20 protein-coding genes and 1 pseudogene are annotated in these 25,325 nt (G+C 57.7%); 12 read left to right on the forward strand and 9 right to left on the reverse strand.

Annotated elements, in window-relative coordinates; translation table 11 throughout:
• Positions 1 to 66 precede the first annotated feature (66 nt).
• Positions 67 to 822 (forward strand): alpha/beta fold hydrolase, encoded by a 756-nt coding sequence (locus tag IM295_RS16200; protein WP_047365021.1) that lies wholly within the window; start codon positions 67 to 69, stop codon positions 820 to 822.
• A gap of 56 nt (positions 823 to 878) precedes the next feature.
• Here the strand turns inward: IM295_RS16200 and IM295_RS16205 are convergent, their stop codons facing one another.
• The 3 genes from IM295_RS16205 to IM295_RS16215 are packed head-to-tail and all read right to left on the reverse strand — an operon-like array spanning position 879 to position 7,376.
• A complete protein-coding gene (locus IM295_RS16205) occupies positions 879 to 3,053 on the reverse strand; it encodes a virulence factor SrfC family protein (RefSeq protein ID WP_193066956.1) in 2,175 nt (724 codons plus the stop codon).
• On the reverse strand, positions 3,050 to 6,031 hold the full coding sequence (locus tag IM295_RS16210; RefSeq protein ID WP_193066957.1) for a virulence factor SrfB: 2,982 nt from the start codon (positions 6,029 to 6,031) through the stop codon (positions 3,050 to 3,052). Before IM295_RS16210 ends, IM295_RS16205 begins: the two co-directional genes overlap by 4 nt.
• Positions 6,032 to 6,035: 4 nt before the next feature.
• The gene (locus tag IM295_RS16215; RefSeq protein ID WP_193066958.1) at positions 6,036 to 7,376 is read right to left on the reverse strand and encodes an SrfA family protein; all 1,341 of its coding nucleotides are present in this window, start codon (positions 7,374 to 7,376) and stop codon (positions 6,036 to 6,038) included.
• Between the two features lie 283 nt (positions 7,377 to 7,659).
• Between IM295_RS16215 and IM295_RS16220 the strand changes: the two genes are divergently transcribed.
• Entirely contained in the window at positions 7,660 to 9,258 is a 1,599-nt protein-coding gene (locus IM295_RS16220) for an ABC transporter substrate-binding protein (RefSeq protein WP_028013296.1), read from the forward strand.
• A 55-nt stretch (positions 9,259 to 9,313) separates the two neighbouring features.
• Complete coding sequence (locus tag IM295_RS16225) at positions 9,314 to 9,547, forward strand: YdcY family protein (RefSeq protein ID WP_049136473.1); 234 nt, start codon at positions 9,314 to 9,316, stop codon at positions 9,545 to 9,547.
• On the opposite strand, the gene IM295_RS16230 is transcribed toward IM295_RS16225, so the two are convergent.
• Positions 9,548 to 9,997, reverse strand: a complete 450-nt coding sequence (locus tag IM295_RS16230) for a DMT family transporter (RefSeq protein WP_028013294.1) — start codon at positions 9,995 to 9,997, stop codon at positions 9,548 to 9,550. It abuts the gene before it with no gap.
• Entirely contained in the window at positions 9,994 to 10,512 is a 519-nt protein-coding gene (locus IM295_RS16235; RefSeq protein WP_045260624.1) for a GNAT family N-acetyltransferase, read from the reverse strand. The genes IM295_RS16230 and IM295_RS16235 overlap by 4 nt, the downstream gene beginning before the upstream one ends.
• Positions 10,513 to 10,647: 135 nt before the next feature.
• Here IM295_RS16235 and IM295_RS16240 point away from each other — a divergent pair, with 135 nt between their 5' ends.
• The 3 genes from IM295_RS16240 to IM295_RS16250 all read left to right on the forward strand — a co-directional run bounded on the left by IM295_RS16240 (position 10,648) and on the right by IM295_RS16250 (position 13,253).
• Complete coding sequence (locus IM295_RS16240) at positions 10,648 to 11,211, forward strand: XRE family transcriptional regulator (protein ID WP_193066959.1); 564 nt, start codon at positions 10,648 to 10,650, stop codon at positions 11,209 to 11,211.
• 77 nt (positions 11,212 to 11,288) lie between these two features.
• Positions 11,289 to 12,329, forward strand: coding sequence for an NADP-dependent oxidoreductase (locus IM295_RS16245; protein WP_049136469.1), 1,041 nt, complete (start codon positions 11,289 to 11,291; stop codon positions 12,327 to 12,329).
• 255 nt (positions 12,330 to 12,584) lie between these two features.
• Positions 12,585 to 13,253 (forward strand): GntR family transcriptional regulator, encoded by a 669-nt coding sequence (locus IM295_RS16250; RefSeq protein WP_028013290.1) that lies wholly within the window; start codon positions 12,585 to 12,587, stop codon positions 13,251 to 13,253.
• 119 nt (positions 13,254 to 13,372) lie between these two features.
• Here IM295_RS16250 and pqqU read toward each other — a convergent pair whose 3' ends face one another.
• Positions 13,373 to 15,487 carry a TonB-dependent receptor PqqU gene (pqqU, locus tag IM295_RS16255; RefSeq protein WP_041909791.1) on the reverse strand — a complete coding sequence of 705 codons (2,115 nt, stop codon included), beginning with the start codon at positions 15,485 to 15,487 and terminating at the stop codon, positions 13,373 to 13,375.
• Positions 15,488 to 15,730: 243 nt separating this feature from the next.
• Here pqqU and IM295_RS16260 point away from each other — a divergent pair, with 243 nt between their 5' ends.
• Positions 15,731 to 16,792 (forward strand): YncE family protein, encoded by a 1,062-nt coding sequence (locus tag IM295_RS16260; protein WP_047368641.1) that lies wholly within the window; start codon positions 15,731 to 15,733, stop codon positions 16,790 to 16,792.
• A 51-nt stretch (positions 16,793 to 16,843) separates the two neighbouring features.
• On the opposite strand, the gene ansP is transcribed toward IM295_RS16260, so the two are convergent.
• The gene (gene ansP / locus IM295_RS16265) at positions 16,844 to 18,340 is read right to left on the reverse strand and encodes an L-asparagine permease (RefSeq protein ID WP_028013287.1); all 1,497 of its coding nucleotides are present in this window, start codon (positions 18,338 to 18,340) and stop codon (positions 16,844 to 16,846) included.
• Positions 18,341 to 18,671: 331 nt separating this feature from the next.
• Positions 18,672 to 19,559, reverse strand: coding sequence for a LysR family transcriptional regulator (locus tag IM295_RS16270; protein ID WP_193066960.1), 888 nt, complete (start codon positions 19,557 to 19,559; stop codon positions 18,672 to 18,674).
• A gap of 108 nt (positions 19,560 to 19,667) precedes the next feature.
• On the opposite strand from IM295_RS16270, the gene IM295_RS16275 reads away from it, so the two are divergent.
• Complete coding sequence (locus IM295_RS16275) at positions 19,668 to 20,066, forward strand: cupin domain-containing protein (protein ID WP_045260619.1); 399 nt, start codon at positions 19,668 to 19,670, stop codon at positions 20,064 to 20,066.
• Here IM295_RS16275 and IM295_RS16280 read toward each other — a convergent pair.
• Positions 20,063 to 20,206, reverse strand: a complete 144-nt coding sequence (locus tag IM295_RS16280) for a hypothetical protein (RefSeq protein WP_157859379.1) — start codon at positions 20,204 to 20,206, stop codon at positions 20,063 to 20,065. The two genes, IM295_RS16275 and IM295_RS16280, sit on opposite strands and share 4 nt — an antisense overlap.
• A gap of 62 nt (positions 20,207 to 20,268) precedes the next feature.
• Between IM295_RS16280 and IM295_RS16285 the strand changes: the two genes are divergently transcribed.
• The 4 genes and pseudogenes from IM295_RS16285 to IM295_RS23090 all read left to right on the forward strand — a co-directional run bounded on the left by IM295_RS16285 (position 20,269) and on the right by IM295_RS23090 (position 25,318).
• A complete protein-coding gene (locus IM295_RS16285) occupies positions 20,269 to 20,808 on the forward strand; it encodes an AAA family ATPase (protein WP_028013284.1) in 540 nt (179 codons plus the stop codon).
• 110 nt (positions 20,809 to 20,918) lie between these two features.
• The gene (locus IM295_RS16290) at positions 20,919 to 21,920 is read left to right on the forward strand and encodes an MsnO8 family LLM class oxidoreductase (protein ID WP_126325933.1); all 1,002 of its coding nucleotides are present in this window, start codon (positions 20,919 to 20,921) and stop codon (positions 21,918 to 21,920) included.
• Complete coding sequence (locus IM295_RS16295; protein ID WP_193066961.1) at positions 21,917 to 23,038, forward strand: amidohydrolase; 1,122 nt, start codon at positions 21,917 to 21,919, stop codon at positions 23,036 to 23,038. The genes IM295_RS16290 and IM295_RS16295 overlap by 4 nt, the downstream gene beginning before the upstream one ends.
• Before the next feature lie 16 nt (positions 23,039 to 23,054).
• A pseudogene (locus IM295_RS23090) lies at positions 23,055 to 25,318 on the forward strand (NtaA/DmoA family FMN-dependent monooxygenase).
• The last annotated feature ends 7 nt before the right edge of the window (positions 25,319 to 25,325 follow it).

The raw sequence follows: 25,325 nt of genomic DNA on the forward strand, positions 1-25,325 counted from the left end.
AGATGAACATAGCATTCCAGTTACGATAGCTGTATAAATACACAGTGCATCGTAAAAGGAGTGCTTATGAACAGTTTTTACTCGCAGCATGCGGGTTGCACCGTGCGCTGGCATGATTTGCCCGGCTCTGGCGATCCCGTAGTCTTTATCCACGGATTGGGCTGCGCCTCTTCCTATGAATATCCTCGCGTCGTCCGAGACCCTCAGTTTGGCGGGCGCAGAGCTATTCTCATCGATTTACCCGGCAGCGGTTACAGCGATAAGCCTGAACATTACAGCTATAAAACGACTGAACAGGCGCGCGTCGTGGCGGAGTTGATTGACCATCTTCAGCTGGATGCCTTCTGGTTATACGGTCACAGCATGGGCGGCAGCATTGCTATAGAAACGGCGGGGCTGCTGGCACCGCGCGTGAAGGGACTGATGGTGTCGGAGCCCAATTTTCACGCCGGTGGGGGGATGTTTAGCCGCGCTATTGCGGCGCAAACCGAACACCAGTTTGTGGCGCAGGGCTATAATGCCATGCTCCGTAAAGAGACCACCGCCTGGGCCGGGTGCCTGCAAAGCAATGCACCCTATGCCGTCTGGCGCGGCGCATCAAGCCTGGTCGCCGGTGTTGAGCCGGACTGGGAAGCGCAATTTCTGTCGCTGCCTTGCCCGGTGACGTTGATTTTTGGTGAGCTCTCACTGCCGGATGACGATGTGGATAATCTGAAGCTGAAGGGCGTTGAGGTCAAAATCATCCCTGCGGCGGGGCACTCCATGTCGTGGGAAAACCCGTCGGCACTGGCGCAGGCGTTAGCGGAGTGTATGGCGGCGTGATTATCGTCGCGGAATACAGGCCGGGTAAGCGCAGCGCTACCCGGCAAGATAGGCCGCTACAGGATTAAAGCCCGCAGTGCCCGACGTGCGTCAGGCTGAACATCATGCGGATGCTGATAATCAATGTTTTCGATTGCCCGGCTATAGAGGGCAACCAGCCAGTCGTAAACGTACGCGGTGGCCGCATGAACAGGCTGCTCCCCCAGACGCGTCAGGCGCGGTGCGGCACTGCTGACGACGGGCGTAACAAAGATTGCCTGACCTTTGCGAATGCGGCTTGCGGGGCGTTCTGCTGACGGGGTCTGGTCGTAACCCAGCCAGCCAACGAAATTCCCTATCACCGCATGCAGCTGCGCCGCGCTGCTTTTATCCGCGTCGACAATGCGCTGAAGCTGTTGCGGCAGATTAAGCCGGTAGCTGGTTACCACCAGCACATCCGCGATTTGCTGCAGCACCGCGGGCTCCAGACCAAGACGGGCGGCGGTAGCTTCATTGCGGCTCCACTGGCGCAGATGATTTATCCATACTCTGTGCGCCAGGCGCGCTTTGTCTTTTGTCTGGAATCGTCCTGCGCTTTCCTGGGCGTTATCGGCGAACAGATCGATGGTGTCCGTGAACAGCCCGTTCACCTGCTCCTCGCGCGGCTGCTGAACGGCGAGCAGCGTTTCAAAGGCTTTCAGCGGCGGCAGCAGGCCCTCAAGCAGCTCGCCGTGACGGGCGGCGCTGCTTTGCAGCGTGCGCACCATGTTTTCGGCCTGAGCACGTCGTGTACCCGGTTCCTCAACCAGCGGCGCCAGATAGCTTTGCATCAGCGACGCGATCTCCTGCCGCAGCAGGTTTTTCAGCGTGCCAAGGCGCTTCTGCCGCTGTGCCGGGAGCGTCGCCTGAGACAGCCACTCAATGACGCGCTGCATGCTGTGGCTGTCCAGCGCCTGCAGAGTTCCCCAGCGCAGGCCTGGCTTGCCCAGCAGATGCTGTACGGCTTCATCGAGATTCTGTCGGGTAGTGAAACGAGCGTCATGCGGGGTGATCGCCCATACCAGCCCCGGCAGGGCAGACTCCTCGGCAGGCTGGGTCTCTTTAATCCAGTTAATTAACACTTTTGCTTTTTGGGCCGTCTGCTCGTGCCGCGCTGTCGCGTTGCAGATAACCAGCACATCCGGCTGGAGCTGCTGGCGGTAATGTTCAAGCAGCCACTGACATTTAGCCTGTACTAAAGGATCGGCACTGCCGTCTTCATAGACCGGAATATCAATGATATCAACGTTATCCAGCGCGCCATTCTCAACCGGCAAGACCAGCTCGCGGGTAAGGAAAGCAAGCACGTCGACCGGGATGCTGATGGCGTTGAGCATTTCACCGTTGTTCAGCGGATGAAGCAGCGTCTCCTGAGTTTCCTGCTGGGTTAAGGTGCCATGCGTCAGGAACCCTTCACCAGGCAGACCAAAGCTGTCCACCAGCAGGCTCAGCGGCGCAGCCAGCTCGCTCGCATGGCTGGTCTGATGCAGCACGTGGGCAAGCTTCAGCCACTGCTGGGTTAACTCCTGTTGCTCGCCCCACAGCAGCGACCAGACGCTGGCGCGGGTGCTGAGATCGAGCGATGGCACCAGCTGGGCAAACTCATGCCACAGGGCGTCATCAATTTGCTGTCTCGCGGCGGGTACCGTGCTTTGCCAGAAACGCGAAATCGCACCCACATCCTGCGCCGTGATGCCGGGCACGCTCTGCGGCTGGCGAAGGCCGCGCCATTTCTCCAGACGCGTCTCAATGACCGCCTTATCCACCGCGCGCATCTGCGGGTGCAGCGTCGTGCGGGCAATAAACAGCTGTACCAGTTCGGCCTCGGTGACCAGGTTCAGACGCAGCGGAAACGCCTCATCCGCTACCTCCGGGGTGTCTCGGGTGAAGCGCACGGCCATGTTGGTCAGGGCATGTCCTGGGTTGATATGCGAAAAATAGTCAAAGGTGCGCTGGCCCGGCATCACGTTCAGGCGCCCGTTACCGCTGCCACACAGCGACAGCAGCAGGTGCGCTTTGGCGCTTTGAGAATGGCCGTAAAGCCCAATGCTGCTCCGGCGGGTCAGGGCGCGTTCAATGGCATGCTCCCGCGCCTGCGCCGCGTTGATGCGAGCAAGCAGGGCATCAGCATCGTTATCCAGCACAGGGGCGGTCAGGCGCGTCTCATTAATCCACCCGATCAAGGCCTGGGTGGTGGTGGTGGTCGCTGTCATTTCAGGTATACGCTCCCGCTGTCGATCCAGTAGTGGCTACCGCTGTGTCGGCGATCGGCCAGAGTATTCAGTTTGAAGGTTAACGCGTCAGGCGCAACCGGCGTGCCGTCCTGCAGCCAGGCATCGCTGAGCTCGAAGGACTCAGGGCCCTCTAATTTGCTGCCGCCGCAGAGCTTAAGCCGCACGTTCAGCACGCCGTCGCCGGCAATCGCTTTTGCCAGTTCAGCCGAGTTGATGCTGAGCGTATAAAGCGGCGTGGCGGGCCAGCGCGCATTCGCCAGCTGGCGGAAGCCGAGGGTGACGTTACCGCGCAGCGGGAAGTGCAGCCGCGCGTCAAGCTTCGCGCCGGGTTTATCGAGATCGATATCCTGATACCAGACGTTTTCCTCGCGCAGGGTATTGACGGTGTTATCCAGCACGCCCAGATAGCGCACGGTGGAATAGGCGCCAATGTCCGCGGCCTTAAAGTTAAAGCGCGGCAGACGCAGATCGAGCGCCAGGCTGCAGAGCATGGCCCCCACCGCGGCGGTCGATTTCGGATTGCCTATGCGCCCCTGCTGGCTGAAGGGATACCACTCGTGAACCTGATATTTATCCAGCCAGACGATGCGGTTGACCGGCACCGGCTGCAGATGCCGAATCAGCGCCTGAACGCCCGGCAGGCAGCCCGGGCGCCCGGTGATGAGCAGAATATCGCAGCTGTAATGGGAAATCGCTTCACACACCGCGTGGAGCGGCGAGGTCAGCGTAAACTGACCGGCCAGCATTGCATCCTGCATTTCGCGGAAGTTCACGTGCAGCGGCACGGCGAACAGGTCGAACGCCTCTGAGCCCGCCGGCAGGGCATGATCGATTGCCTGCTGAAGATAGTTCATCACGTTGCGGGTTGGTTTCTGCGCAAGGAGCTCGCCAAAGGTGGCATGCAGGCCCGCCAGCGGATCGTCAATATCGCTGGCTTCCCACGCGGAAAGAATGGCGTGGCCAATCGGCATAAAGAGCTGAAGCGCCGTTTGCTGGCGCAGTACCGCCTGGGTATCAATACGCCCGGAGTCGCCGAACAGCGACGCCATCAGCAGTGAGGCGTCCGCAATGCCGGATTTCTGCAGCTGCGTTTGCAGGGCGGGCAGGACATAGCGCTGAATCACGTCCAGCAGGGTATCGTCGCCCGCCACCTTGAACCCTTCGCGGAACAGCAGCTGCGGGGTGATTTTGACATTATTACCGGAGCCGTCATCAAGCTGGTAATGGGTTATTGCCATATCCGTGGTGCCACCGCCGATGTCGATAGACGCGACGCGTAATGCGCGGCCCGGCTGCACGCCCGGCTCAGGTTCACGATCCGTGCGGGCGAGGGAGGCGAAAAAGGCTTCCGTCTGGCCGCCAAAACGGGAAATCGCTTCGTTATACAGCCAGACCAGCTGACCGCAGCTGGCTTCATCCCACTCCATCTGGATCTCAGGGACCGGCACCACGCTTTTTTCCTGCTGCTTGCGGGTGGCAAAATCTTCATCCTGTGGGTGCCAGCCCATCGCTTTCCAGACGATGGCAATGGCTTCAAACATGCGGCGACGGAAAATCTCGCGCTCCTGCTTCGGCATGGCCGAGGGCAGGGTCAGGATCAGGGTGCGCAGCTGGCGCGGCGAGGCCGGGAAGCCCAGGCGCAGGCGGGTGGCGACGCTGTTGATCTGGCCCAGCGCCTGCGCCAGCAGCTCGCACAGCATGTGCGTCATCAGCGTGCTGCGGCTGTACTGCGGCGAAAAGACCGGCAGCCGCTCGTCCTGCGGCAGCGTAAACAGCGGCTCACCGTCATCGTTCATCAGGTTCATCAGCGGAAACGCCGTGGCGAGCGGTTCACGCTGGGTTTTGCCGTTCATCTGGCTGAAGCGCCAGTCCTGCACGACAGGCGTTTCATCCCACAGGTAGCGGCGCGGGCTGGAGATGCCGCTGTTACCTTCGGTTCCCAGGCGCTGCATCGCCAGCTTGCGGGCTTCATCGCCCACGCGAACAATCGACGGCCAGACAAACGCATCTTCGCGACCGCTTTCCACCGAGAAGTGCTGTTTGCCAAAACGCGCTTCGGAAAATTCAAGACGGCTGGTAAAGAGAGGTTCGTTCAGGAACTGCGGCTCGCTTAACGAACGAACCTGCAGCTCGGCGGTCTGCCGAAGCCCGTCGTTTGCATCACCGTGGTCTTCAATAATGACGCCGCAGGTGTGGGTGTTGCCCACGTCGAGGATCAGGTCGACCGGAATGGCAGGCGTGCTGAGCGTGTGGGTGACAAATTTCACTTCCGGAATGGTGAGCTGTTCACCGAGCATGGTCAGTACATTGAGCCAGTGGGCCTGATATTCAAAACTGCGCATCGCCTGATGCAGGTCGCGTTCAGAGCGGTTTTCAACGCCGTCGGCATACTGGGTAAATGCCTCGCGCAGCCAGCCGTCAATCCAGGTCTGGTCGAGGAAGCTTTCTACCTCACTATCGCGCCACGCCAGCGCAAAGCGGGTTCCATTCAGAATATCGTTTTCAACCGGTGACAGGGCGGAGGTGGCATGCTCCGCGATCTGGCTGTCGAGCGCGAGGGTGACGCGGTGCGAGTTGCCTGCCGTGTCGGGCTTCTCGAGCTTGCGCACCTGAACGCGCGCCCAGTTATCAGGTCCTTCCACAAAGGTCCGCGGCGGGTTGAAGCGCAGGAAGGGCACTGGAAGCCAGACGCCGTCCAGCACGGCAAGGGACTGATGCAGCGGAATGGTGGTTTCCGGTTTAACCACTTCAGGCTGACCGCCGTTCGTCCCCGGCAGGGTATAGCGCCCGTTCACCAGGTCGAAATCGAGTCGCAAAAGGGGGCCGTTCGCGGTTTTACGTACGAAGCGCCCGTTGCTGGCGGTGTCCTGCGGCGTCAGGCCGAAATCCAGGAACTGCACGCCGCTGTTGGCAATAAGCGTGACGCTTTGTTTATAGTCGCAAAGATTTACCAGCATAGGATCAGGCACCTGCTTTCTTGAACGTCAGTGGGACGACGGTGTTGGCATCGTAGCGAGCGCGACATTCTGCGATATCGCTGGCCCCGGCTTTACAGGCGACTTCCGGCATCGGATAGCGGGAACCGTCGGTGCAGCGAGCATTGCCGCGACTTTTAATCATCAGCTCGCCATTGCTGTGCAGTCCGGAGAAAATCTCCGCGCGGCAGACAATGTTGTCGCCGTGCACGACGCGGGCGAAACCTTTATTGTTCTGGATTTGATAGCGCATTGACGGCGGCTTGCCGGTGACCGGATCTTTCACGTCGAGAACCGCGCGCCAGGTACCGTTCAGGAAGCGCGTCGACCCGGCTTTCACCTGACCGGCTTCCATCACCATGGCATCTTTCGGGATCGGAACAATTACCACCGGTGCGGCTTCAGGTGCAGGAGCGGGTTCTTTTTCTTTACTGGCGACGACCTCAGCCTGATGCAGGGGGAGATTCATAGCCAGCGGCTCTACCTCTTTGATCGGCTGCGGTGCAATAGCCACGGGCTCAGGAGCCGGTGCCGGAGCGGGCTCTGCCGAAGGGGCCTGTTTTGGCCACAGCAGCGGCGCGGCAACGGCTGCCACAATCACGGCGGCAACCGGCAGGGTCCACAGGGGAACGCGACGTTTTTTCGTGACGGCAACAGGCGCAGGTTCCTGAGCGGGTTGCGCAACAACCGGCGCGGGCTCCGGCTCATACAGTTCTTCCGGCGTAATACGCACGGCGGCGACGGGCGCAATCAGCGGCTCGTCTGCTTTTTCAAAGGTGATGGCCGGTTCGGGCGCGGGTTCTGGCTCGGGCTCTTCAATCACAACGGGGGCAGGCTCGGGGATCAACGCTTCACGCAGGCAGTCGAGGACATCGTCGCGCGCATTTTCGTTCAGGTTTACAAAACCCCAGAAGCAAATAATCGGCTTTCCTGCGACCAGGAAAACAAAATTCTCGCCGGGAAACTGAAACGCTTTCGACAGCAGCGAGCCGAAAAGCTGCTGCGCGGTTTTGGGCGACTGGAGGCATTTCTTGCTTAACGACTCAACGCTGGCAAGCGTGTTTTCCAGATAGCGCAGGGCACGATAGCGGTCGTCTTCACTGGCCGCCTTCCAGCTGGTGACGCTTCCCTCAACGGGGGAATACCAGTCCACGCGGTCGCCGCTGTCGTTGACCTGAGGAATAGCCAGACAGTCCACTATGGCCTGCTGTTTGCGCAATCGAAGCGCTTCCCGGATTTGTAACGCTGATTCAAAAACGGCCTGTCCGCCGCCGCCAACGGCCTGAAAATCATCCAGATTACCGCTGCGTAAAAGAGTTTTTGCCACGATTTGATCCCATATACTTCTTCACACCGTTACTTTAACGAAACGAGGAAGCAAACAAACGGAGGAAGAGACGCTAAAAGCGCCGATTTCTTGCGGCATAGATCGTGACGGTTGTGCTTGACGAATAACGTCACTTAAGGCAAATCACCTTTTTTTGCTCTGGTGGCAAAACCGGCAAAAAACGCGCCTTTAGAATAACCTGATAGTGTTTCGTTATTTGCCAGGTGATAACGGCTGTGCTGTTATTACTGACCTATATAATAAAACTGTCAGGGTTATAACTATGTCTACAGGGAAAACGCTGCTCGCCCTTGCGCTGAGCGCTCTTTTACCAGCCGGTGCCGCATGGGCGGCAAACAACGACACCCTTATTTACTGCTCCGAGGCATCGCCAGAGTCGTTCAACCCGCAAATCGCCAGCTCCGGCCCGTCGTTCGTGGCCAGCTCTCAGGTTCTGTACAACCGCCTGATCAATTTCGACCCGGTGAAAAATACCCCGGTACCGTCACTGGCGGAATCCTGGACGATTTCACCGGACGGCAAGACCTATACCTTTACCCTGCGCAAAGGGGTGAAGTTCAACAGCAACAAATACTTCAAACCGACGCGCGACTTTAACGCCGATGACGTTATTTTCTCGGTAATGCGTCAGAAAGACCCTAAACACCCGTACCATAATGTGTCCCAGGGCAACTACGAATACTTCAACGATGTCGGGCTCGATAAGCTGATTCAGGACGTTAAAAAGGTCGACGATTATCACGTCCAGTTCACCCTGAGTGAACCCAACGCCGCGTTCCTGGCCGACTGGGGAATGGATTTCGCGTCGATCCTTTCCGCCGAATACGCCGATGTGATGCTGAAAAAAGGCACGCCTGAGAACGTAGATACCTGGCCGATCGGCACCGGGCCCTATGTGCTCCAGCAGTACAAGGTGGACTCGCTGATCCGCTACGTCGCTAATCCGAACTACTGGGATGGCGAGGTGCCGACCAAACATCTTATCTTCTCCATCACGCCAAACGTGGAAACCCGCCTGGCGAAATTACAGACCAACGAGTGTCAGATTATTCCTGCGCCGTCTCCGGTTCAGTTTGACGTGATTAAAAAGAACAAAGACCTGACGCTGCACTCTGTCGATGCGCTGAACGTCGGCTATCTGGCGTTTAACACCGAGAAAAAGCCGTTCGATAACGTGCTGGTGCGTCAGGCGCTGAACTACGCGACCGACAAGAAGGCTATCGTTAATGCGGTCTTTATGGGCTCCGGTACGGTGGCTAAATCGCCGATCCCGCCAAATATGCTGGGCTTTAATAAAGATCTGCAGGACTACAGCTACGATCCTGATAAAGCAAAAGCGCTGCTTAAGCAGGCCGGGCTGGAGAAGGGCGCAGAGGTCACGCTGTGGTCAATGCCGGTTCAGCGTCCGTATAACCCTAACTCGCGTCGTATCGCGGAGATGATCCAGAGCGACTGGGCGAAAGTCGGCGTGAAGGCCAAAATCGTCTCTTACGAGTGGGGGGAATACCTCTCCGGGATGCGCAAAGGCGAGCACGACTCCGCGCTGTTCGGCTGGATGTCCGATAACGGCGACCCGGACAACTTCGCCGATGTGCTGCTGGGCTGCAACAGCATTAAAACCGGGTCAAACGCCGCGCGCTGGTGCGATAAGGGTTATGATGCCCTGGTGCAAAAAGCGAAGCTGACCAGCGATCCGGCCGAGCGTGCGAAACTGTACGGCCAGGCGCAGGAGATTTTCTACCAGCAGGCACCGTGGATCGCGCTGGCAAACGGCAAAACGTTCTTTGCAACCCGCAGCAACGTGACCGGATACAGCGTGAGCCTGATGGGCAGCGATTTCTCTAAAGCGAAGCTGAACTAAGCATTTATTGCCGGGTAAGGCTTAAGCCACCACCCGGCAAAAACAAGGAGTGACAATGTCACATTTAAACGAAGTTACCGCCCGCGTGGATGCCGCCATTGAAGAGAGCGTCATCGCCCACATGAACGAACTGCTGATTGCATTGAGCGATGATGCCGATCTCAGCCGTGAAGACCGTTACGCCCAACAGCAGCGTCTGCGTACCGCGATTTCGCACCACGGTAAGCAGCACAAAGAGGAGATGGACGCACGCCAGGAACAGCTGACCAAGGGCGGCACCATACTGTAATCAAAACTGGCGTCGCGCTACCAGCCAGGCCCCGACGACCAGCATCACCGCGCCGCATACCGGGCCGATCAGCGCGCGCAGGGGAATGCCATGGCTTCTCAGCACGTCAAGGACCAGCCCGCCAATCAGCTGGCTTGCGACCAGCACCGCGATGGTCGTTGCCGCGCCCACGTTCTGGTAGCCGCTGATGCTGGCAAACACAAAAAACGACCCCAGGAGCCCCGGGATCAGCGTCCACCAGCGCACCGTTGCGGCCAGCTCACTGAACCCGGCGAAGCCCTGCTTCAGCAGCAGAATGCTGACAAACAGCACAATGCCGACCAGGGAGTTCAGCAGCATTGCGATAAGAATGGTGGAGGAGGACTGGGTGATACGCACCATTAAGGTGTTTTGCACCACCAGACCGATCCCCGCCGCCACCAGGAACGCCAGCGTCAGCGACTGATTCATGGGATTGCGTCCGGGTCGCTGCGCTCGTCCAGCTGCAGCTGCATAAAGGTTAAGTCCAGCCAGCGGCCAAACTTGGTTCCCACCTGCGGCATCTGCCCCGTGGTCACAAAACCGAGCGTTTCGTGGAGGTGAATCGAGGCCTTATTTTGCGCTTCAATGCCGGCCACCATCACGTGTTTGCCGATGGCGCGGGCCTCGTTGATCAGCGCTTTCATTAACGTGCGGCCAATGCCTTTACCCTGATGCTCCGGATGGACATATACCGAATGCTCAACCGTGTGACGAAAGCCGTCGAAGGCGCGCCAGTCGCCGAAAGAGGCGTACCCGGTAACCACACCATTTTCCTCAGCCACCAGAACCGGGTAACCCGCGAGCGTGCGGGCCTCGAACCAGGCGATTCGGTTATCGGTATCAACGGTTTTATCGTTCCAGATCGCGGCAGTATGCAGCACCGCATGGTTATAGATCTCTCCTATCGCAGCGCAGTCTTCTTTACAGGCGTGACGAACGATCATGATTAAACCTCTGTATGTTGTTTACTATAGTATTACGCTATAGATATGATATTACACAACTGTATCGTCAGAGCGCTACGTGAGAATGATTATGAGCCCCATTGAAACGGCGTTCATACGCTTTAGTATGACGTTATGAACACAATAACAGACACAATGAATCAGCGTATTAGCGCCAGAATTCGCCTCGAACGTGAATCACGCGGCTGGTCTCTTAGCGAGCTGGCCGAGCGGGCAGGCGTATCTCGCGCCATGATCCACAAGATAGAGCGCGGCGACAGCAGCCCGACGGCAACCTTGCTTGCCCGCCTGTCAGGCGCGTTTGGGATCAGCATGTCGACCCTGATTGCCAGAGCCGAGATGCAGGAGGGAAAACTCCTGCGCCTGGCGAACCAGCCCGTCTGGCGCGATCCGCAAACCCACTACCTTCGTCGCCACGTTTCTCCCCGTACCGATCTGCCTATCGACCTCGTTCAGATTGAGCTACCCGCGGGGAGCGACGTCCCGATGCCGGCGTCCTCCTACGCGCTCGCGCGGCAGCTGATCTGGCTGCAGTCCGGCGAGCTGGTATTCCAGGAGGGCGATACTCGCCACGAGATGAAGGCCGGAGACTGTCTGGAGCTGGGGCCGCCAAACGACTGCCGTTTTATCAACGAAACGAACGAAACCTGCATCTATCTTGTGGTCCGGCTTAACTAGTCTGCCTCGTAATGTTAAGGCGATAATGCCGATCGTGAGCCAGGCTGTAATGACATTTGTACCAGAAGGAGAATCCGATGAATCAATCTGTTTCGCAAAACCGCCGCTGGGTGCTGGCCTCTCGCCCACAGGGCGCGCCGGTGGCGGAGAATTTTCGTCTGGAAGAGCAGCCCGTTCCTGCTCCTCAGGCGGGGCAGCTGCTGCTTCGCACCGTCTGGCTGTCGCTGGACCCTTACATGCGGGGCCGCATGAGCGATGCGCCATCCTATTCTCCGCCGGTTGAGATTGGTGCGGTGATGGTAGGGGGAACGGTTAGCCGCGTTGAGCAGTCAAACCACCCCGACTTTAAAGCGGGTGAATGGGTGCTGAGCTACAGCGGCTGGCAGGAGTACGCGCTTTCGGACGGCAGCGGCCTGGTCAAGCTGGGCGATAATCCCACCCATCCCTCCTGGGCGCTGGGCATTCTTGGGATGCCGGGCTTTACCGCCTATATGGGGTTGCTGGATATCGGACAACCGCAAGCGGGTGAAACGCTGGTGGTCGCCGCCGCGACGGGCCCGGTTGGGGCGACCGTCGGGCAGATCGGTAAAATTAAAGGCTGCCGCGTGGTCGGGGTAGCCGGTGGGGCAGAAAAATGCCGCCACGCCGTTGAGGTTCTTGGATTTGACGTGTGTCTCGATCACCACGCGGCGGATTTCGCTGAGCAGCTGAAACGCGCCTGCCCGAAAGGCATTGATGTCTACTTTGAAAACGTCGGCGGGAAAGTGTTTGACGCCGTGCTGCCGCTGCTGAATACCTCCGCGCGCGTGCCGGTGTGTGGCCTGGTGAGCGGCTACAATGCTACGGGCTTGCCTGAGGGGCCAGACCGTTTGCCGCTTCTGATGGGCACTATTCTGAAGAAACGCATCCGGATGCAGGGCTTTATCATTGCCCAGGACTACGGCCACCGCATTCATGAGTTTCAGGAAGAGATGGGGCGCTGGGTGCAGGAGGGTAAAATTCACTATCGTGAACAGGTGACGGACGGGCTGGAAAACGCCCCTGAAGCGCTGATTGGCCTGCTGGAAGGAAAAAACTTCGGTAAAGTCGTGATTCGCGTCGCGGGTGACAATAAATAAAAGGCACTATGGCGGGGTTTCCCGCCATATTTATTTGTGAAGATACGATATATTGTCTTTAATTAACGGACATGGCTTTTCGCGCCATCATCCCGGATGAGCCCGAAACCGATAAAAAAAACACATTTTGCATTTTTTGCTGTTTTACGTACTTCCCACCACCAGGCATGACGATACAGGATATATCGGACCAGCGTCGTTTTATTAAAACTGGCGTTTAAAAATAGCATTAAGTTTTAGCTACAGGAATTGAACATGCTTGATTTGGATCACTTAGAAAAAGCCCAAAGGATCAGTCTTACCATGCAAGTTGAACTCAGTTTGAAAGGAGCGTTAATTACAGGCTCCCTTAAACCGGGTGCACGACTGATTACGAAAGAGATCGCCGATAAATTAGGAACCAGCATTACCCCAGTGCGCGAGGCGCTGCTGCGTCTGGTGTCAGCAGGGGCATTACATGCCACGCCGGCACAGGCATTTCTGGTGCCGGAGGTGACGCTGGACCGTTATAACGAAATCAACGCTATTCGCAAGCAGCTTGAACCCATGGCGGTTGCCGCAGCCTGTCAGAATATGTCTGACCAAAAGATCGAGACGTTGCGCAAATTGTCGGAAGCGTTTCATGAGGCCATGCGCAACGGGAACGTTCAGCAGGCATTGCAGGCAAATCGCATCTTCCGCTTTACGCTTTATCAGTACGCGGAAATGCCCACGCTGAATGCATTAATTGAACAGCTTTGGGTGCGTATCGGGCCTTGCATTAACTATCTGCACCAGGAGCTTAATGACATTAAGGAAGCGACGTATCACTATGACGAACTGCTTTCAGCCCTGGAACGCCGGGATGTCGACGCCAGCCAGAAGGCGATTGAAAAATCGATTGATGAAGCGAATACGCTTTTACAGCGACAATATTTTAACTGAGAGATAATTTAACAGAGCGACTATATACCGCGTCTATTTATTTATCTGGTGAATAACTCCTGATGGCATTTTGCCATCAGGATCGTTATTTTCGGTATAAAATAAACTTTACTTATTTGTTACTCGAATCGATAAGACACCGACAGACCCACACCGTAGTTACGGCCAGGCGCTGGCTCGTAATAACGCCCGTTGGATTCGTTGACAATAACCGAGCCAACGTACTCTTTGTCGAACAGGTTATCTACGCGGCCAAAGACGTCCATCCCCCAGTTACCGTAGTTGAATTTATACCCGGTATTCAGCCCGACCACCGTGTACGATGGCGCTTTCGCCGTGTTCTCGTCGTCGGCCATGATATCGCTCATGTAGCGCACGTCCGAGCCCGCGTACCAGCCTTCTTCAGGCTGCCAGCCAAACGACGCATAGCCCATATTGCGGGCAATGCCCGGCATACGGTTGCCGTTACAGTCCGCGTCGCCGCAGACGTTGGTTCGGTAGGTAGCATCAAGGTAGGTCCACGCCATTTTCAGCTTCCAGTTCTCGGCAAACTGCTGATCGAGAGACACTTCGACTCCCTGACGGCGGGTCTTTCCGGCATTTTTATAGCTTGTGCGGCCACCAGAGCTGGCATCCACCACGATCTCGTCATCCGTATCGGTGCGGAACAGCGCTGCCGTCAGCAGGCCATTGCCAATGCGGGTTTTGCTGCCCACCTCATACGTGTTGTTCGTGGAAGGTTGCAGGCCAATATTCAGGCCGCCCTGGTTATCGGCGCGATACGAAAGCTCGTTGATGGTTGGCGTTTCGAACCCACGCCCTGCGGCAGCGTAGAGGTTCCACGCGTCCGTCACCGCATACTTAACGGAGCCCGCCGGGAGCCACTTGTGATAGCTCGCGTCACCGCTGTCGTCGCCGTTGCCCGGCGTAACGTAATGGTCGTTAGAATCAAACCAGACCGAGCTGTAACGCACGCCCGCATCAACGGACAGTTTCTGCGTCAGCTGCCAGCTGGTCTGCAGGTAAGGGTCGACGTTCCACATCAGGTTACGTTCGTTCCGGCGTTTATCACCCTTCACGCCGTAATCCGGCACGCCGTTGTTCATCACAAAGTTCTCGTACCCGCGACGATCTTCACTCATGTTTTCATAGTTCAGACCGGTGGTGAAGGTGACCGGCACCAGCAGCTCGCCGCGGTGCGTCCAGCGGGTATCAACCCCCTGATAATGACGCTGCATATCGATCACGCCGCCGGAGTGAGAAGGCCTCAGCTGCGGCTGGTAGGGAATCGACTGGTACTGGGTCATTTCACGCTCGCCGGCGTACATCATCACGCTGAGATCGTCCTGAGCGCTAAGCTGGCGGTCGTAGCGCAGCCCCGCCTGAGTCTGCTTGATGGTCTTGCGCGTGTTGTACTGATCGCCGCGCGGGGACTGACGCGGGTTATCCTGCCACTCCTGATAGCTCAGCCCGCCCGGATCGTTTGCTTTCATGTCCACGCTGTTAAAAATCAGCGTTAACTTGCTGGCATCGTCAATGCGTACGCCCAGTTTGGCATTAGCGAGATTCTTCCGCGCGCCGCTGTGGTCGCGGTAGCCTTTAGTGGTGAAGCGGGTGGTGGATACGGTGTAATCCACGTCCCCGGCATGGGTGCCATCGCCCATTGCGCCGGTGGCTTTCATGCCGTAGCGCCATGTCCCGTAACTGCCGTAATAGCTGCTTGCCTCGATGGTCGGCGGCTGCTGCCCGGTTTGCGTATTGATGTTAATCACGCCGCCAGAGGCGTTGCCATACAGGGCGGAGAAGGGACCGCGCAGCACCTCAACGCTGTCAATGCTGGAGAGATCGATGTTGGAGGTCTGGCCCTGTCCGTCCGGCATGGTGGCTGGAATACCGTCGACGTACATGCGAATGCCGCGCACGCCAAACGTTGAGCGAGCACCAAACCCGCGCATCGAAAGCTGGAGATCCTGAGCATAGTTCTGACGGTTCTGAATCTGTAGTCCCGGAACGCTGCCAAGCGATTCGGAGAGATTAATGCGCGGCGCAGCGTGGCGCATATCCTCGCCATTCACGACGCTGACCGCCGCCGGAGTATCAAGCTCTGATACGGTTTGCGGCGTGGCGCTGACGATCATGGTCTGTTCCTCTGCGCTCATTGCGCTTAGAGGCGCAAAAACAACGGGAACCAGCAGCAGCGGGAGAGATGCCTTACGGGCAGATATGATTTTCATGAGTAAAACCGGTTGTGATGTATAAACGAACCAAATGGAACATGTCCATACATGTTAAAGGTTTTGTAAATGTTTTGAAAACTATAACCGCACATTGCGTTAATGAAAGGCAATAGGGAAAAGAAAAACTCCACTTTTAACTTATTAATGATTACTATTCTCATTATCAAAACGGCAATGCCATGACGTTGCCAGCCGGAAGCGATGTCAGCAGTACCCCCAATTTTCAAAAAAGGAATTGTTATGTCTTTACGCCATCTGTGCTCGCCACGCCTGAGTACGTCTCTGCTGTCTGCCGCTTTACTGTTTGCCGGAACCTTCCAGGCGCATGCCGCCGAAGAGATGCTGCGTAAAGCGGTGGGTAAAGGTGCCTATGAAATGGCGGTCAGCCAGCAGGAGAACGCGCTGTGGGTTGCGACGTCGCAAAGCCGTAAACTCGACAAGGGTGGCGTTATCTATCGCCTCGATCCTGCTACGCTTGAGGTGACGCAGGCCATTCATAGCGATCTCAAACCGTTTGGCGCCACCCTCGACGGCGCGACGCAAACCCTGTGGCTGGGTAATACGATCAACGGCGCAGTGACGGCCATTGATGCGAAAACGGGCGACGTGAAAGGGCGACTGGTGCTTGATAGCCGCCAGCGCAGTGAAACCGTCAAGCCGCTGCAGCCGCGCCAGCTGGTGGCGGATGACGCGAGCAACACGATTTACATCACCGGTGTCGGCAAAGAGAGCGTGATTTGGGTCGTGGATGGCGCAACGCTGAAGCTGAAAGAGACCATTGCCAACACCGGCACATACAGTACCGGTCTGGCGCTGGATGCAAAGGCGAAACGCCTGTACACCACCAATGCAGACGGTGAATTGGTCACCATTGATACCGCCACCAACAAAATCCTGAGCCGCAAAAAAGTGCAGGACGACGGAAAAGAGCACTTCTATCTGAACCTGAGCCTGGACACCGCCGGTCAGCGCGCGTTCCTGACCGATTCAAAACAGCCGGAAGTGCTGGCGGTTAGCCTGAAAGACGGCAGCGTGATCGAGAAAATCGCCGCGCCTGAATCCCTGGCCGTTCTGTTTAACCCGGCTCGCAATGAAGCTTACGTGACGCACCGTGAGGCCGGCAAGGTGAGCGTGATTGACGCGAAGACCTACAAAGTGACGAAAACGTTCGATACGCCGGTCTACCCGAACAGCCTGGCGCTCTCTGCGGATGGCAAAACGCTTTACGTGACGGTGAAGCAGAAATCTACCCGCCAGCAGGAAGCGACCCAGCCTGACGATGTGATTCGTATCGCGCTGTAATATAAAAAAAGGGAAGGCATATGCCTTCCCTTTTTAATGCCTGTGTGATGCTTAACGCGAGGTCTCTTCCACCAGCGGCGCGTCGTGTTTTTCATCGTCTGGATGAACCGGTGCGGTGCTGTGAATTTCGTGAACGCGCTTACGCACACCGAACCAGCCAGCGATCAGCAGCACGGCCAGCAGCGGGATGGTGGCGATGGTATAGGTGCCGTTCGGGTAGTCGAACGCCATCAGCACCAGCACGCTGAACAGGAAGAGCAGGGTGAGCCAGGAGGTCACCGGCGCGCCCGGCAGCTTGAAGCTGATATCTGCGGCTTTGCCTTCTTTAATGGCTTTACGCAGACGCATCTGGCAGACCACGATAAAGGCCCAGGAAGCGATAATGCCGAGTGCGGCCACGTTCAGAACGATCTCAAAGACCTGAGACGGCACCAGATAGTTCAGGAAAACGCCGAAGACATACACCACCAGCGTGGCAAGAATGCCTGCGTAAGGCACGTGCTGCTTGCTCATCTTCGACATGAACTTCGGCGCTGAACCGCCCATCGACATGGAGCGCAGGATACGCCCGGTAGAGTACAGACCGGAGTTCAGGCTGGAGAGCGCCGCCGTCAGCACCACGATGTTCATGATACTGCCCACGTAAGGCACGCCGAGCTTCGAGAAGAAGGTGACGAACGGGCTCTGGCCGGCCTGATAGGCGTTCCACGGCAGCAGCAGAACCAGCAGCACCACGGAGCCGACGTAGAACAGACCGATACGCCAGATCACGCTGTTAATGGCTTTTGGCACCATCGTTTGTGGGTCTTTACATTCGCCCGCAGCGGTACCGACCAGCTCAATAGAGGCAAAGGCAAACACCACGCCCTGAACCAGCACCAGCGCAGGCAGCAGACCGTGCGGGAAGAAACCGCCGTTATCGGTTATCAGGTGGAAGCCGGTAGCATTGCCATCCAGCGGCTTGCCGCTGCCGAGGAAGACGGTACCGACCACCAGGAAAATCACAATGGCGAGCACTTTGACCAGCGCAAACCAGAACTCCATCTCGGCGAACCACTTCACGCCGATCATGTTCATGGTGCCGACGATCGCCAGCGCGCCAAGGGCAAAGACCCACTGCGGCACATCACCGAACGCGCCCCAGTAGTGCATATACAGCGCAACGGCGGTGATATCGACGATACCGGTCATCGCCCAGTTGACGAAGTACATCCAGCCTGCCACGTAGGCGGCTTTTTCACCGAGGAATTCTCGGGCGTAAGAGACAAAGCTTCCGCTGGAAGGGCGATGCAGTACCAGTTCACCCAGCGCGCGAAGAATGAAGAAAGAGAAGATCCCGCACACCAGATAGACCAGGGCGAGAGCCGGGCCCGCCATCTGCAGACGCGCGCCAGCACCTAAAAACAGACCCGTTCCGATAGCGCCGCCGATGGCGATCATTTGAACCTGACGGTTGCCCATCGCTTTGTGGTAGCCCTCTTCGTGGGAGTTCAACCAGCGACGTTTCGCAGCGTGATGATCGGCTGCGCTTTTATTGCTTGTTTTCATTGAGTTACCTGTTTGCCTGTCTGAACCATTATCGTGATAGTCCTGCCTGGCAGAGCGCAATACAAACGATTGCTTCTGCGCAAACACATGCCGCCTTCCCAGTCATTCTGCGTATGGATAAGGCGAAACATGGCGAGGCATCCTACCTGCAATTGATAAGCGACGCAAAATATAACCGTGCCGAAAGTGATGCACGTCGAAGGAAATCGTGTGGTCAGAGCAGACAAGGTTTACAACGCGCTGAATCGTGGTGAGTTTTTAGTCAAAACAATCGCGACGTTGTTTATTTAATCATCAGATTCCCTTAATTATTACCAGATGGTATAAATTTTTACTGCCGCAGGGCATCGAGAAGCAACCTGAACGCAGTTGTATGCTGTCGACGGCTTGGATAATAGAGGTGATATCCTTCAAACGTGGGGCACCAGGACTCAAGGACCCTGACGAGCCGTCCGTGCTGAAGGGCGCCCAGGACCGAGGACTCGGGCACGTAGGCTAATCCGAGGCCACTCTCCGCCGCGTCGATGCGCTGCGACAGATTACTCAGCGTAAGCTGTCCTTCAACCCGCACCCGAAGCTCGCGCCCGTCGCGCTCAAACTCCCAGTCATACACTGCCCCTCGGGTGGGCAGGCGGAGATTGATACAGCGGTGTTCACCCAGCTGCTCCGGCACGAGCGGCACGCCAAAACGAGCCAGGTAATCCGGGGAGCCGACGACCGCCATGCGCATGTCCGGCGCTATCCGCACCGCAATCATATCTTTTGCCACCTGTTCACCCAGGCGTACCCCCGCGTCGAAGCGGCCATCGACGATATCTGTCAGGCCGTTGTCGACCGTCACTTCGACGTTGATTTCAGGATACTGCAGCATAAAAGCCTTCAGTGCCGGCCAGAGCACGGCGTCCATCGCGTGCTCGCCGGCGACTATGCGGATAGCGCCTGCGGGTTTGTCGCGGGTGCTGCAAAGCGCCGTGAGTTCCTGTTCGATCTCCTGCAGATGCGGGCTGAGGCGCGAAAAGAGCTGCTCACCCGCGGGTGTCGGAACCACGCTGCGGGTTGTGCGGGTTAACAGGCGAACGTCTAATCGCGCTTCAAGCTTGCGCATCGCATGACTCAGTGCCGATTGCGAGACGCCCAGCTGCGCCGCTGCGCGCGTAAAGCTGCGCTCGCGGGCCACTACCATAAAGGAGAGCAGGTCGTTGAAATTATCTTTTAGCATTGCGGTTCTATTTATGAATTTCAATCATGTGTTCTATCTCATTATGCACCCTAATGCTCCAGAATGCTTTGCGCTACTGTTAACGCAACAGTCAACAAGGAGCAAAAGATGAAAATTATCCGCAGCGGTTCATTACCTTCAGCAACAGGCCCGGAGGCCTGGTTTACCGGCGCTGTTCGCATTGACGCGCCCTTTCAGGCGAGCGAACCTGCCAGCGTCGGCGGGGCAACCGTGACCTTTGAGCCGGGGGCGCGCACGGCCTGGCATACGCATCCCCTGGGACAAACGCTGATTGTGACGCAGGGGCGCGGCTGGTTACAGGCGTGGGGCGAAGAGGCGGAAATCCTGAATCAGGGCGATATCGCCTGGATCCCACCCGGCGTGAAGCACTGGCACGGCGCAAGTGCGCAAACGGCGATGACGCATATCGCCATCGCTGAAGCGGTAAACGGCAGCCCGGTAACGTGGCTGGAAAAAGTGACCGACGAACAGTACCCGAACGGCTAACCGCCAAAAACGGCAATCGCCTGCTGCAGGCGCGGTTGATCAAACTGCAGCACCAGACTGGCCAGCTGCAGACGTTTCTCAGGGAATAAATAGACTGCCAGACAGGAGAGTAACACCGCCGCGGTAATACCAGGAAGCATTTCGTTAACAGAATGAAAACGTTATGATTCGGTCTCATTTTCGTAAATACAGGGAGGCTGAGGTGAAAATTAACGTCATCGGAACCAGCGGAAGTGGAAAAAGCACGCTGGCGAAGCAGATTGCGACCGAACTGGCTATTCCCTATATCGAGATGGACAGACTCTACTGGCGACCCGAATGGCAGGGAACGCCGGACGATGAGTTTCAGGAAAAGCTTGAGCAGGTGCTACAGGCGTCGCCAGACTGGGTACTCGACGGCAACTATAACCGCACGCGGCCCGTTAAATGGCGTAATGTAGACGTTGTAGTGTGGGTGGATTATGGGTTTGTCCGCACCCTCTGGCAGGCCGTCAACAGGGCAATCAAACGGGCCTGGCATAAACACGAGCTTTGGCCCGGAACCGGGAACAAAGAGAGTTTCCGGCGCGCGTTCTTCAGTAAAGAGTCGATTCTCATCTGGACGATGAAAACGTGGCGTAACAACCGCACGCGTTATGAAGCCGATCTGCAAAACCCGCAATATGGGCATATCCGCTTCGTCCATATTACCCGCCGCGGGCAGGCGGAAACGCTGATTGCCGCCTTAAAATCTTATTCTTAGTAGGGTTTTATATATCTGATTTCCGGCAAACCAAATGTAAATTAATTGTTTCTCAGTGGTGAAGTGCGCCTTTAATAATGTCGACATGTTAAGTCAAACGAGAACGCAACATGTCATGGCGAATCAGCATTCTGGATAAAAGCCCCATCGCTGAAAATGAAACGGCTGCCGATGCGCTGGCGCGGACGTTAGCGCTGGCGCAACAGGCGGAAAATCTGGGCTATCACCGCTTCTGGATTGCCGAACACCACAATACCCCGCAACTCGCCAGCCCCTCGCCGGAACTGCTGATTGCCTGGATCCTCGGGCAAACAAAGCGCATCCGCGTGGGCTCTGGCGGCGTCATGCTTCAACACTACAGCCCCTATAAAGTCGCTGAAAACTTTAACGTTCTGGCCGCGCTGGCGCCGGGTCGCGTGGATCTGGGCGTCGGGAAAGCCCCCGGCGGTTTGCCGCTCTCAACCCGCGCGCTTCAGCAGGGCCTGAATCAGCAGGAAAAGGGCAGCTTTGCCGAACAGCTGGCCCAGCTCGACCGCTGGATCCGTCCTGAGCATCTCTCTGCTGAGGAGGCCGTCCGCGCCACGCCGCTGCCGCCGCTGCCCGCTGAGGGTTTCCTGCTGGGCGCGAGCATCGAAAGCGCGCTGCTGGCCGCCAGGCTCAACTGGCACTTTGTGTTTGCCGCACACCTGAACGGCGATCCGGAGCTGCTGCGCGAGGTGGTATCGACCTGGCGTGAGAACAGCGCGCGGGACGTGATAGTGGCTGTGCAGGCGGTTGTCGCGCCGACCCAGGCCGAAGCGGACGCGCTGGCGCAGAAGGTCGAAGTGTGGGGCGTTGAGCTGGCAAACGGCCAGCGCGTAACCGTCGCCAGTGAGGAACAGGCCTACGCCTTTGCGCGCCAGGCGGGCAGTGAGCCGGTGCGTATTGCCCGTCGGGCCCAGTCGCTGCTGGCGGGCACGGCTGAGTCGGTGCTGGAACAGCTTAACGCGCTGCACGAACAGTGGGGCATTGACGAATTTATCATCGACACGCCGGTCGCGGAGGGGGCAACGCGCGTCGCGTCTCTGCGTCTGCTGGCCGAGGCGCGTCTTAACAGGGAGGTCACCGTATGAGCTTCGGCGAACAACTGATTGCCTGGCGTCGTGAGCTGCACCGGAACCCGGAGCTGTCCGGCCAGGAAGTGGAGACCACCGCGCGCCTGCGCCAGTGGCTGACGAATGCCGGTATTCCCCCGCAGCCTTACGATCTGCCAACCGGGCTGGTGGCGGAAATTGGAACCGGTAGCAAGCTGATTGCGCTGCGGGCAGACATTGATGCCCTGCCAATTGAGGAGCGCAGCGGCGTGCCGTTTAGCTCGCAGCATGCAGGCGTGATGCACGCCTGCGGACACGATATCCACACCAGCGTGATCCTCGGCGCCGCGTTAAAGCTCAAAGAGCGGGAAACCTCACTTAACGGCCGGGTGCGTATCCTGTTTCAACCTGCCGAAGAGAACTTTGGCGGTGCGAAGAGCATGGTACGTGCCGGTGCCCTGCGTGACGTCAGCGCCATTTTCGGCATGCACAACGAGCCCGGCCTGCCGGTCGGTGAGTTCGCCACCCGCGGCGGACCGTTTTATGCCAACGTCGATCGCTTCGTGATCCGCATCACCGGCAAGGGCGCACATGCGGCCCGCCCGCACGAAGGCAACGACGCCATTGTGCTGGCGAGCCAGCTGGTGACGGCGCTGCAAAGCGTCGCCAGCCGCAACGTCAATACGCTGGACTCGGTGGTGCTGAGCGTGACGCGCATTGCTGGGGGTAACACCTGGAACGTGCTGCCGGAAAGCGTCGAGCTGGAGGGCACGCTTCGCACCCACCGCACGGAGGTTCAGCAGAACGTGAAGGCTCGCGTGGGCGAAATCGCCGCCGGGTTTGCCAGCGCCTTCAGCGCGCAGATCGACATCACCTGGTATGCCGGGCCCACCGCGCTGGTGAACGACGAGCGCTGGGCCGACTTCGCCACCTCGGTCGCGCGTGAGGCCGGTTATGAAACCCGGCACGCGGAACTGCATATGGGCGGGGAAGATTTTGCGGTCTACCTGCAGTCTGTTCCCGGCGCGTTTGTCAGCATCGGCAGCAATAGCCCGTATGGTTTACACCACCCGGCGTTTAATCCTGACGAAGCCCTGATTGAGCCCGCAGCCCGCTATTTTGCACAGCTGGCGGAAAAAGCCCTGCAACACGTTTAATTCTGGAGAGGTAAATATGTCTGCACATCGTCAACTGCGGCTTGGGACCATTTTGCATGGTGCATCGGGCAATATGTCCGCCTGGCGTCATCCGGCGGCGGTCGCGGATGCCAGCATTAATTTTGAATTCGTAAAAGAGACGGCGTTAAAAGCGGAGGAGGGCAAACTCGATTTTTTATTCGTTGCCGACGGTCTTTATATAAATGAGAAATCCATTCCGCATTTTTTAAACCGCTTTGAGCCGTTAACGGTATTATCCGCGCTGGCAAGCATCACCACGCGGCTGGGGCTGGTGGGAACGTTATCCACCTCCTACAGCGAACCCTTTACCACGGCGCGCCAGTTCGCCAGCCTCGATCATCTGAGCAACGGACGTGCGGGCTGGAACGTGGTGACTTCGCCGCTGGAAGGGTCGGCAAAGAACTTCTCTCGCGAAAAACACCCCGAGCATGCGCTGCGCTATCGCATTGCGGATGAGTATCTCGACGTGGTGAAAGGGCTGTGGGACTCCTGGGAAGGCGACGCGTTTATCCGCAACAAAGAGAGCGGTCAGTTTTTTGACCCGGCCAGGCTGCATACGCTCGATCACCACGGTGACTTCTTCCAGGTCGCCGGTCCGCTGAATATTGGTCGCACCCCGCAAGGGCGTCCGATTGTTTTTCAGGCGGGCGCGTCGGACGACGGGAAAAAGCTGGCGGCAAAACATGCCGACGCCATTTTCACTCATCACGAAACGCTCGACGAGGCAAAAGCGTTTTACCGCGACGTGAAGCAGCAGCTGGAAACAAACGGCCGCCGCGCGTCAGATTTACATATCTTCCAGGGCGTCAGCGTGATTGTCGGTAAAGACGCCGATGACGTGGAAAACCAGTATCAAACCACGGCGGCGCTGGTGTCGGTTACCGATGCCCTCAATTACCTCGGGCGTTATTTTGAACATCACGATTTCAGCCAGTATCCGCTCGACGAGCCGTTCCCGGATATCGGTGACTTAGGCAAAAACAGCTTCCGCAGCACCACCGATGAAATTAAGCGAAATGCCCGCGAGCGCAACTTAACCCTGCGCCAGGTGGCGCTTGAGGCCGCATCGCCGCGCCCGCGCTTTTCCGGCACGCCGGAGGAGGTCGCCGACGGTCTGCAGGCCTGGTTTGAAGGCTATGCCGCAGACGGCTTCATCATCCAGGGCGGTACGCCGGATACCTTTCCGCGCTTTGTTGACCAGGTGGTGCCCGTTTTACAGGCCCGCGGCCTGTTTCGCACCGACTACCCGGGAACCACGCTGCGCGAAAGCCTGGGCTTAGACCAACCGAAAAACCAGTTCACACAACAATAAAAGAGAACTCCGCTATGCAGAAAACATCGCTTATTCTGGCGCTCGCGCTGGCCTTTACCCCTGCCGTCTGGGCAGAGAATGTGAACATTAACGGCACCGGCGTGAGCATCGAGGCCAATAAAACGCCGATCAATACCGCCAAAAACAGCGATGCAGTGGCGCAGCTGCCGAAAGATTATCGCTTTGCCGTGCCGGGGAAATTTACCGTGGCGGTGGCGGGCCTGAATCAACCGCCGCTGACGGTATTTTCCGACGACAACAAAACGCTGCTCGGGAGTGAAGTTGACGTCGCCCGTCTGGTGGCCGATAGCCTCGGACTTGAGTTGAACGTGGTGCCAACGTCGTGGGAAGACTGGCCGCTGGGCGTGGCGTCCGGGAAATACGATGCCGCCATCAGCAACATTACCGTTACCAAAGCGCGCAAAGAGAAGTTTGATTTCGCCACCTACCGTAAGGACTCCCTCGGTTTCTACGTGAAATCGACCAGCCCGATCGAATCGCTTCAGAAGGCTGAGGACATCGCCGGGCTGCGGATTATCGTTGGTTCCGGGACCAATCAGGAGGCCATCCTGTTGGCATGGAATGCTGAAAACCTGAAGAAGGGGCTAAAACCGTTTACCCCGATCTACACCAAAGACGATGCGGCGCAAACGCTGGCGCTCCAGTCCGGGCGCGCGGATGCCTACTTTGGCCCGAACGTGATTGGCGCATGGAAGGCGGCGCTGAACGGGAAAACCAAACTGGTGGGCAGCGTCGACGGCGGCTGGCCGAAGGCGGCGCACATTGCGGTGACGCTGAAGAAAGGCAGCGGGCTGGTTGAGCCGGTGCAAACCGCGCTGAACGGCGTCATCAAAAACGGCGATTACGACAAAGTGCTGAACCGCTGGGGGGAAGGCGTTGAGCGTATTCCGCAGTCAGAAGTGAATCCTGATGGCCTGGGTGATTAAGGAGGCG

Source organism: Enterobacter cloacae complex sp. P14RS, from assembly GCF_014895895.1.
Lineage (GTDB): Bacteria > Pseudomonadota > Gammaproteobacteria > Enterobacterales > Enterobacteriaceae > Enterobacter > Enterobacter bugandensis.

Bases quoted from the DNA above. Each gene is read 5' to 3' on its own strand.
- IM295_RS16250 (WP_028013290.1), top strand. From the start codon at position 12,585: ATGCTTGATTTGGATCACTTAGAAAAAGCCCAAAGGATCAGTCTTACC.
- IM295_RS16210 (WP_193066957.1), bottom strand. From the start codon at position 6,031: ATGCTGGTAAATCTTTGCGACTATAAACAAAGCGTCACGCTTATTGCC.
- IM295_RS16225 (WP_049136473.1), top strand. From the start codon at position 9,314: ATGTCACATTTAAACGAAGTTACCGCCCGCGTGGATGCCGCCATTGAA.
- IM295_RS16235 (WP_045260624.1), bottom strand. From the start codon at position 10,512: ATGATCGTTCGTCACGCCTGTAAAGAAGACTGCGCTGCGATAGGAGAG.
- pqqU (WP_041909791.1), bottom strand. From the start codon at position 15,487: ATGAAAATCATATCTGCCCGTAAGGCATCTCTCCCGCTGCTGCTGGTT.
- ansP (WP_028013287.1), bottom strand. From the start codon at position 18,340: ATGAAAACAAGCAATAAAAGCGCAGCCGATCATCACGCTGCGAAACGT.
- IM295_RS16275 (WP_045260619.1), top strand. From the start codon at position 19,668: ATGAAAATTATCCGCAGCGGTTCATTACCTTCAGCAACAGGCCCGGAG.
- IM295_RS16290 (WP_126325933.1), top strand. From the start codon at position 20,919: ATGTCATGGCGAATCAGCATTCTGGATAAAAGCCCCATCGCTGAAAAT.
- IM295_RS16270 (WP_193066960.1), bottom strand. From the start codon at position 19,559: ATGCTAAAAGATAATTTCAACGACCTGCTCTCCTTTATGGTAGTGGCC.
- IM295_RS16230 (WP_028013294.1), bottom strand. From the start codon at position 9,997: ATGAATCAGTCGCTGACGCTGGCGTTCCTGGTGGCGGCGGGGATCGGT.
- IM295_RS16200 (WP_047365021.1), top strand. From the start codon at position 67: ATGAACAGTTTTTACTCGCAGCATGCGGGTTGCACCGTGCGCTGGCAT.
- IM295_RS16295 (WP_193066961.1), top strand. From the start codon at position 21,917: ATGAGCTTCGGCGAACAACTGATTGCCTGGCGTCGTGAGCTGCACCGG.
- IM295_RS16280 (WP_157859379.1), bottom strand. From the start codon at position 20,206: ATGCTTCCTGGTATTACCGCGGCGGTGTTACTCTCCTGTCTGGCAGTC.
- IM295_RS16245 (WP_049136469.1), top strand. From the start codon at position 11,289: ATGAATCAATCTGTTTCGCAAAACCGCCGCTGGGTGCTGGCCTCTCGC.
- IM295_RS16220 (WP_028013296.1), top strand. From the start codon at position 7,660: ATGTCTACAGGGAAAACGCTGCTCGCCCTTGCGCTGAGCGCTCTTTTA.
- IM295_RS16240 (WP_193066959.1), top strand. From the start codon at position 10,648: ATGAACACAATAACAGACACAATGAATCAGCGTATTAGCGCCAGAATT.
- IM295_RS16260 (WP_047368641.1), top strand. From the start codon at position 15,731: ATGTCTTTACGCCATCTGTGCTCGCCACGCCTGAGTACGTCTCTGCTG.
- IM295_RS16205 (WP_193066956.1), bottom strand. From the start codon at position 3,053: ATGACAGCGACCACCACCACCACCCAGGCCTTGATCGGGTGGATTAAT.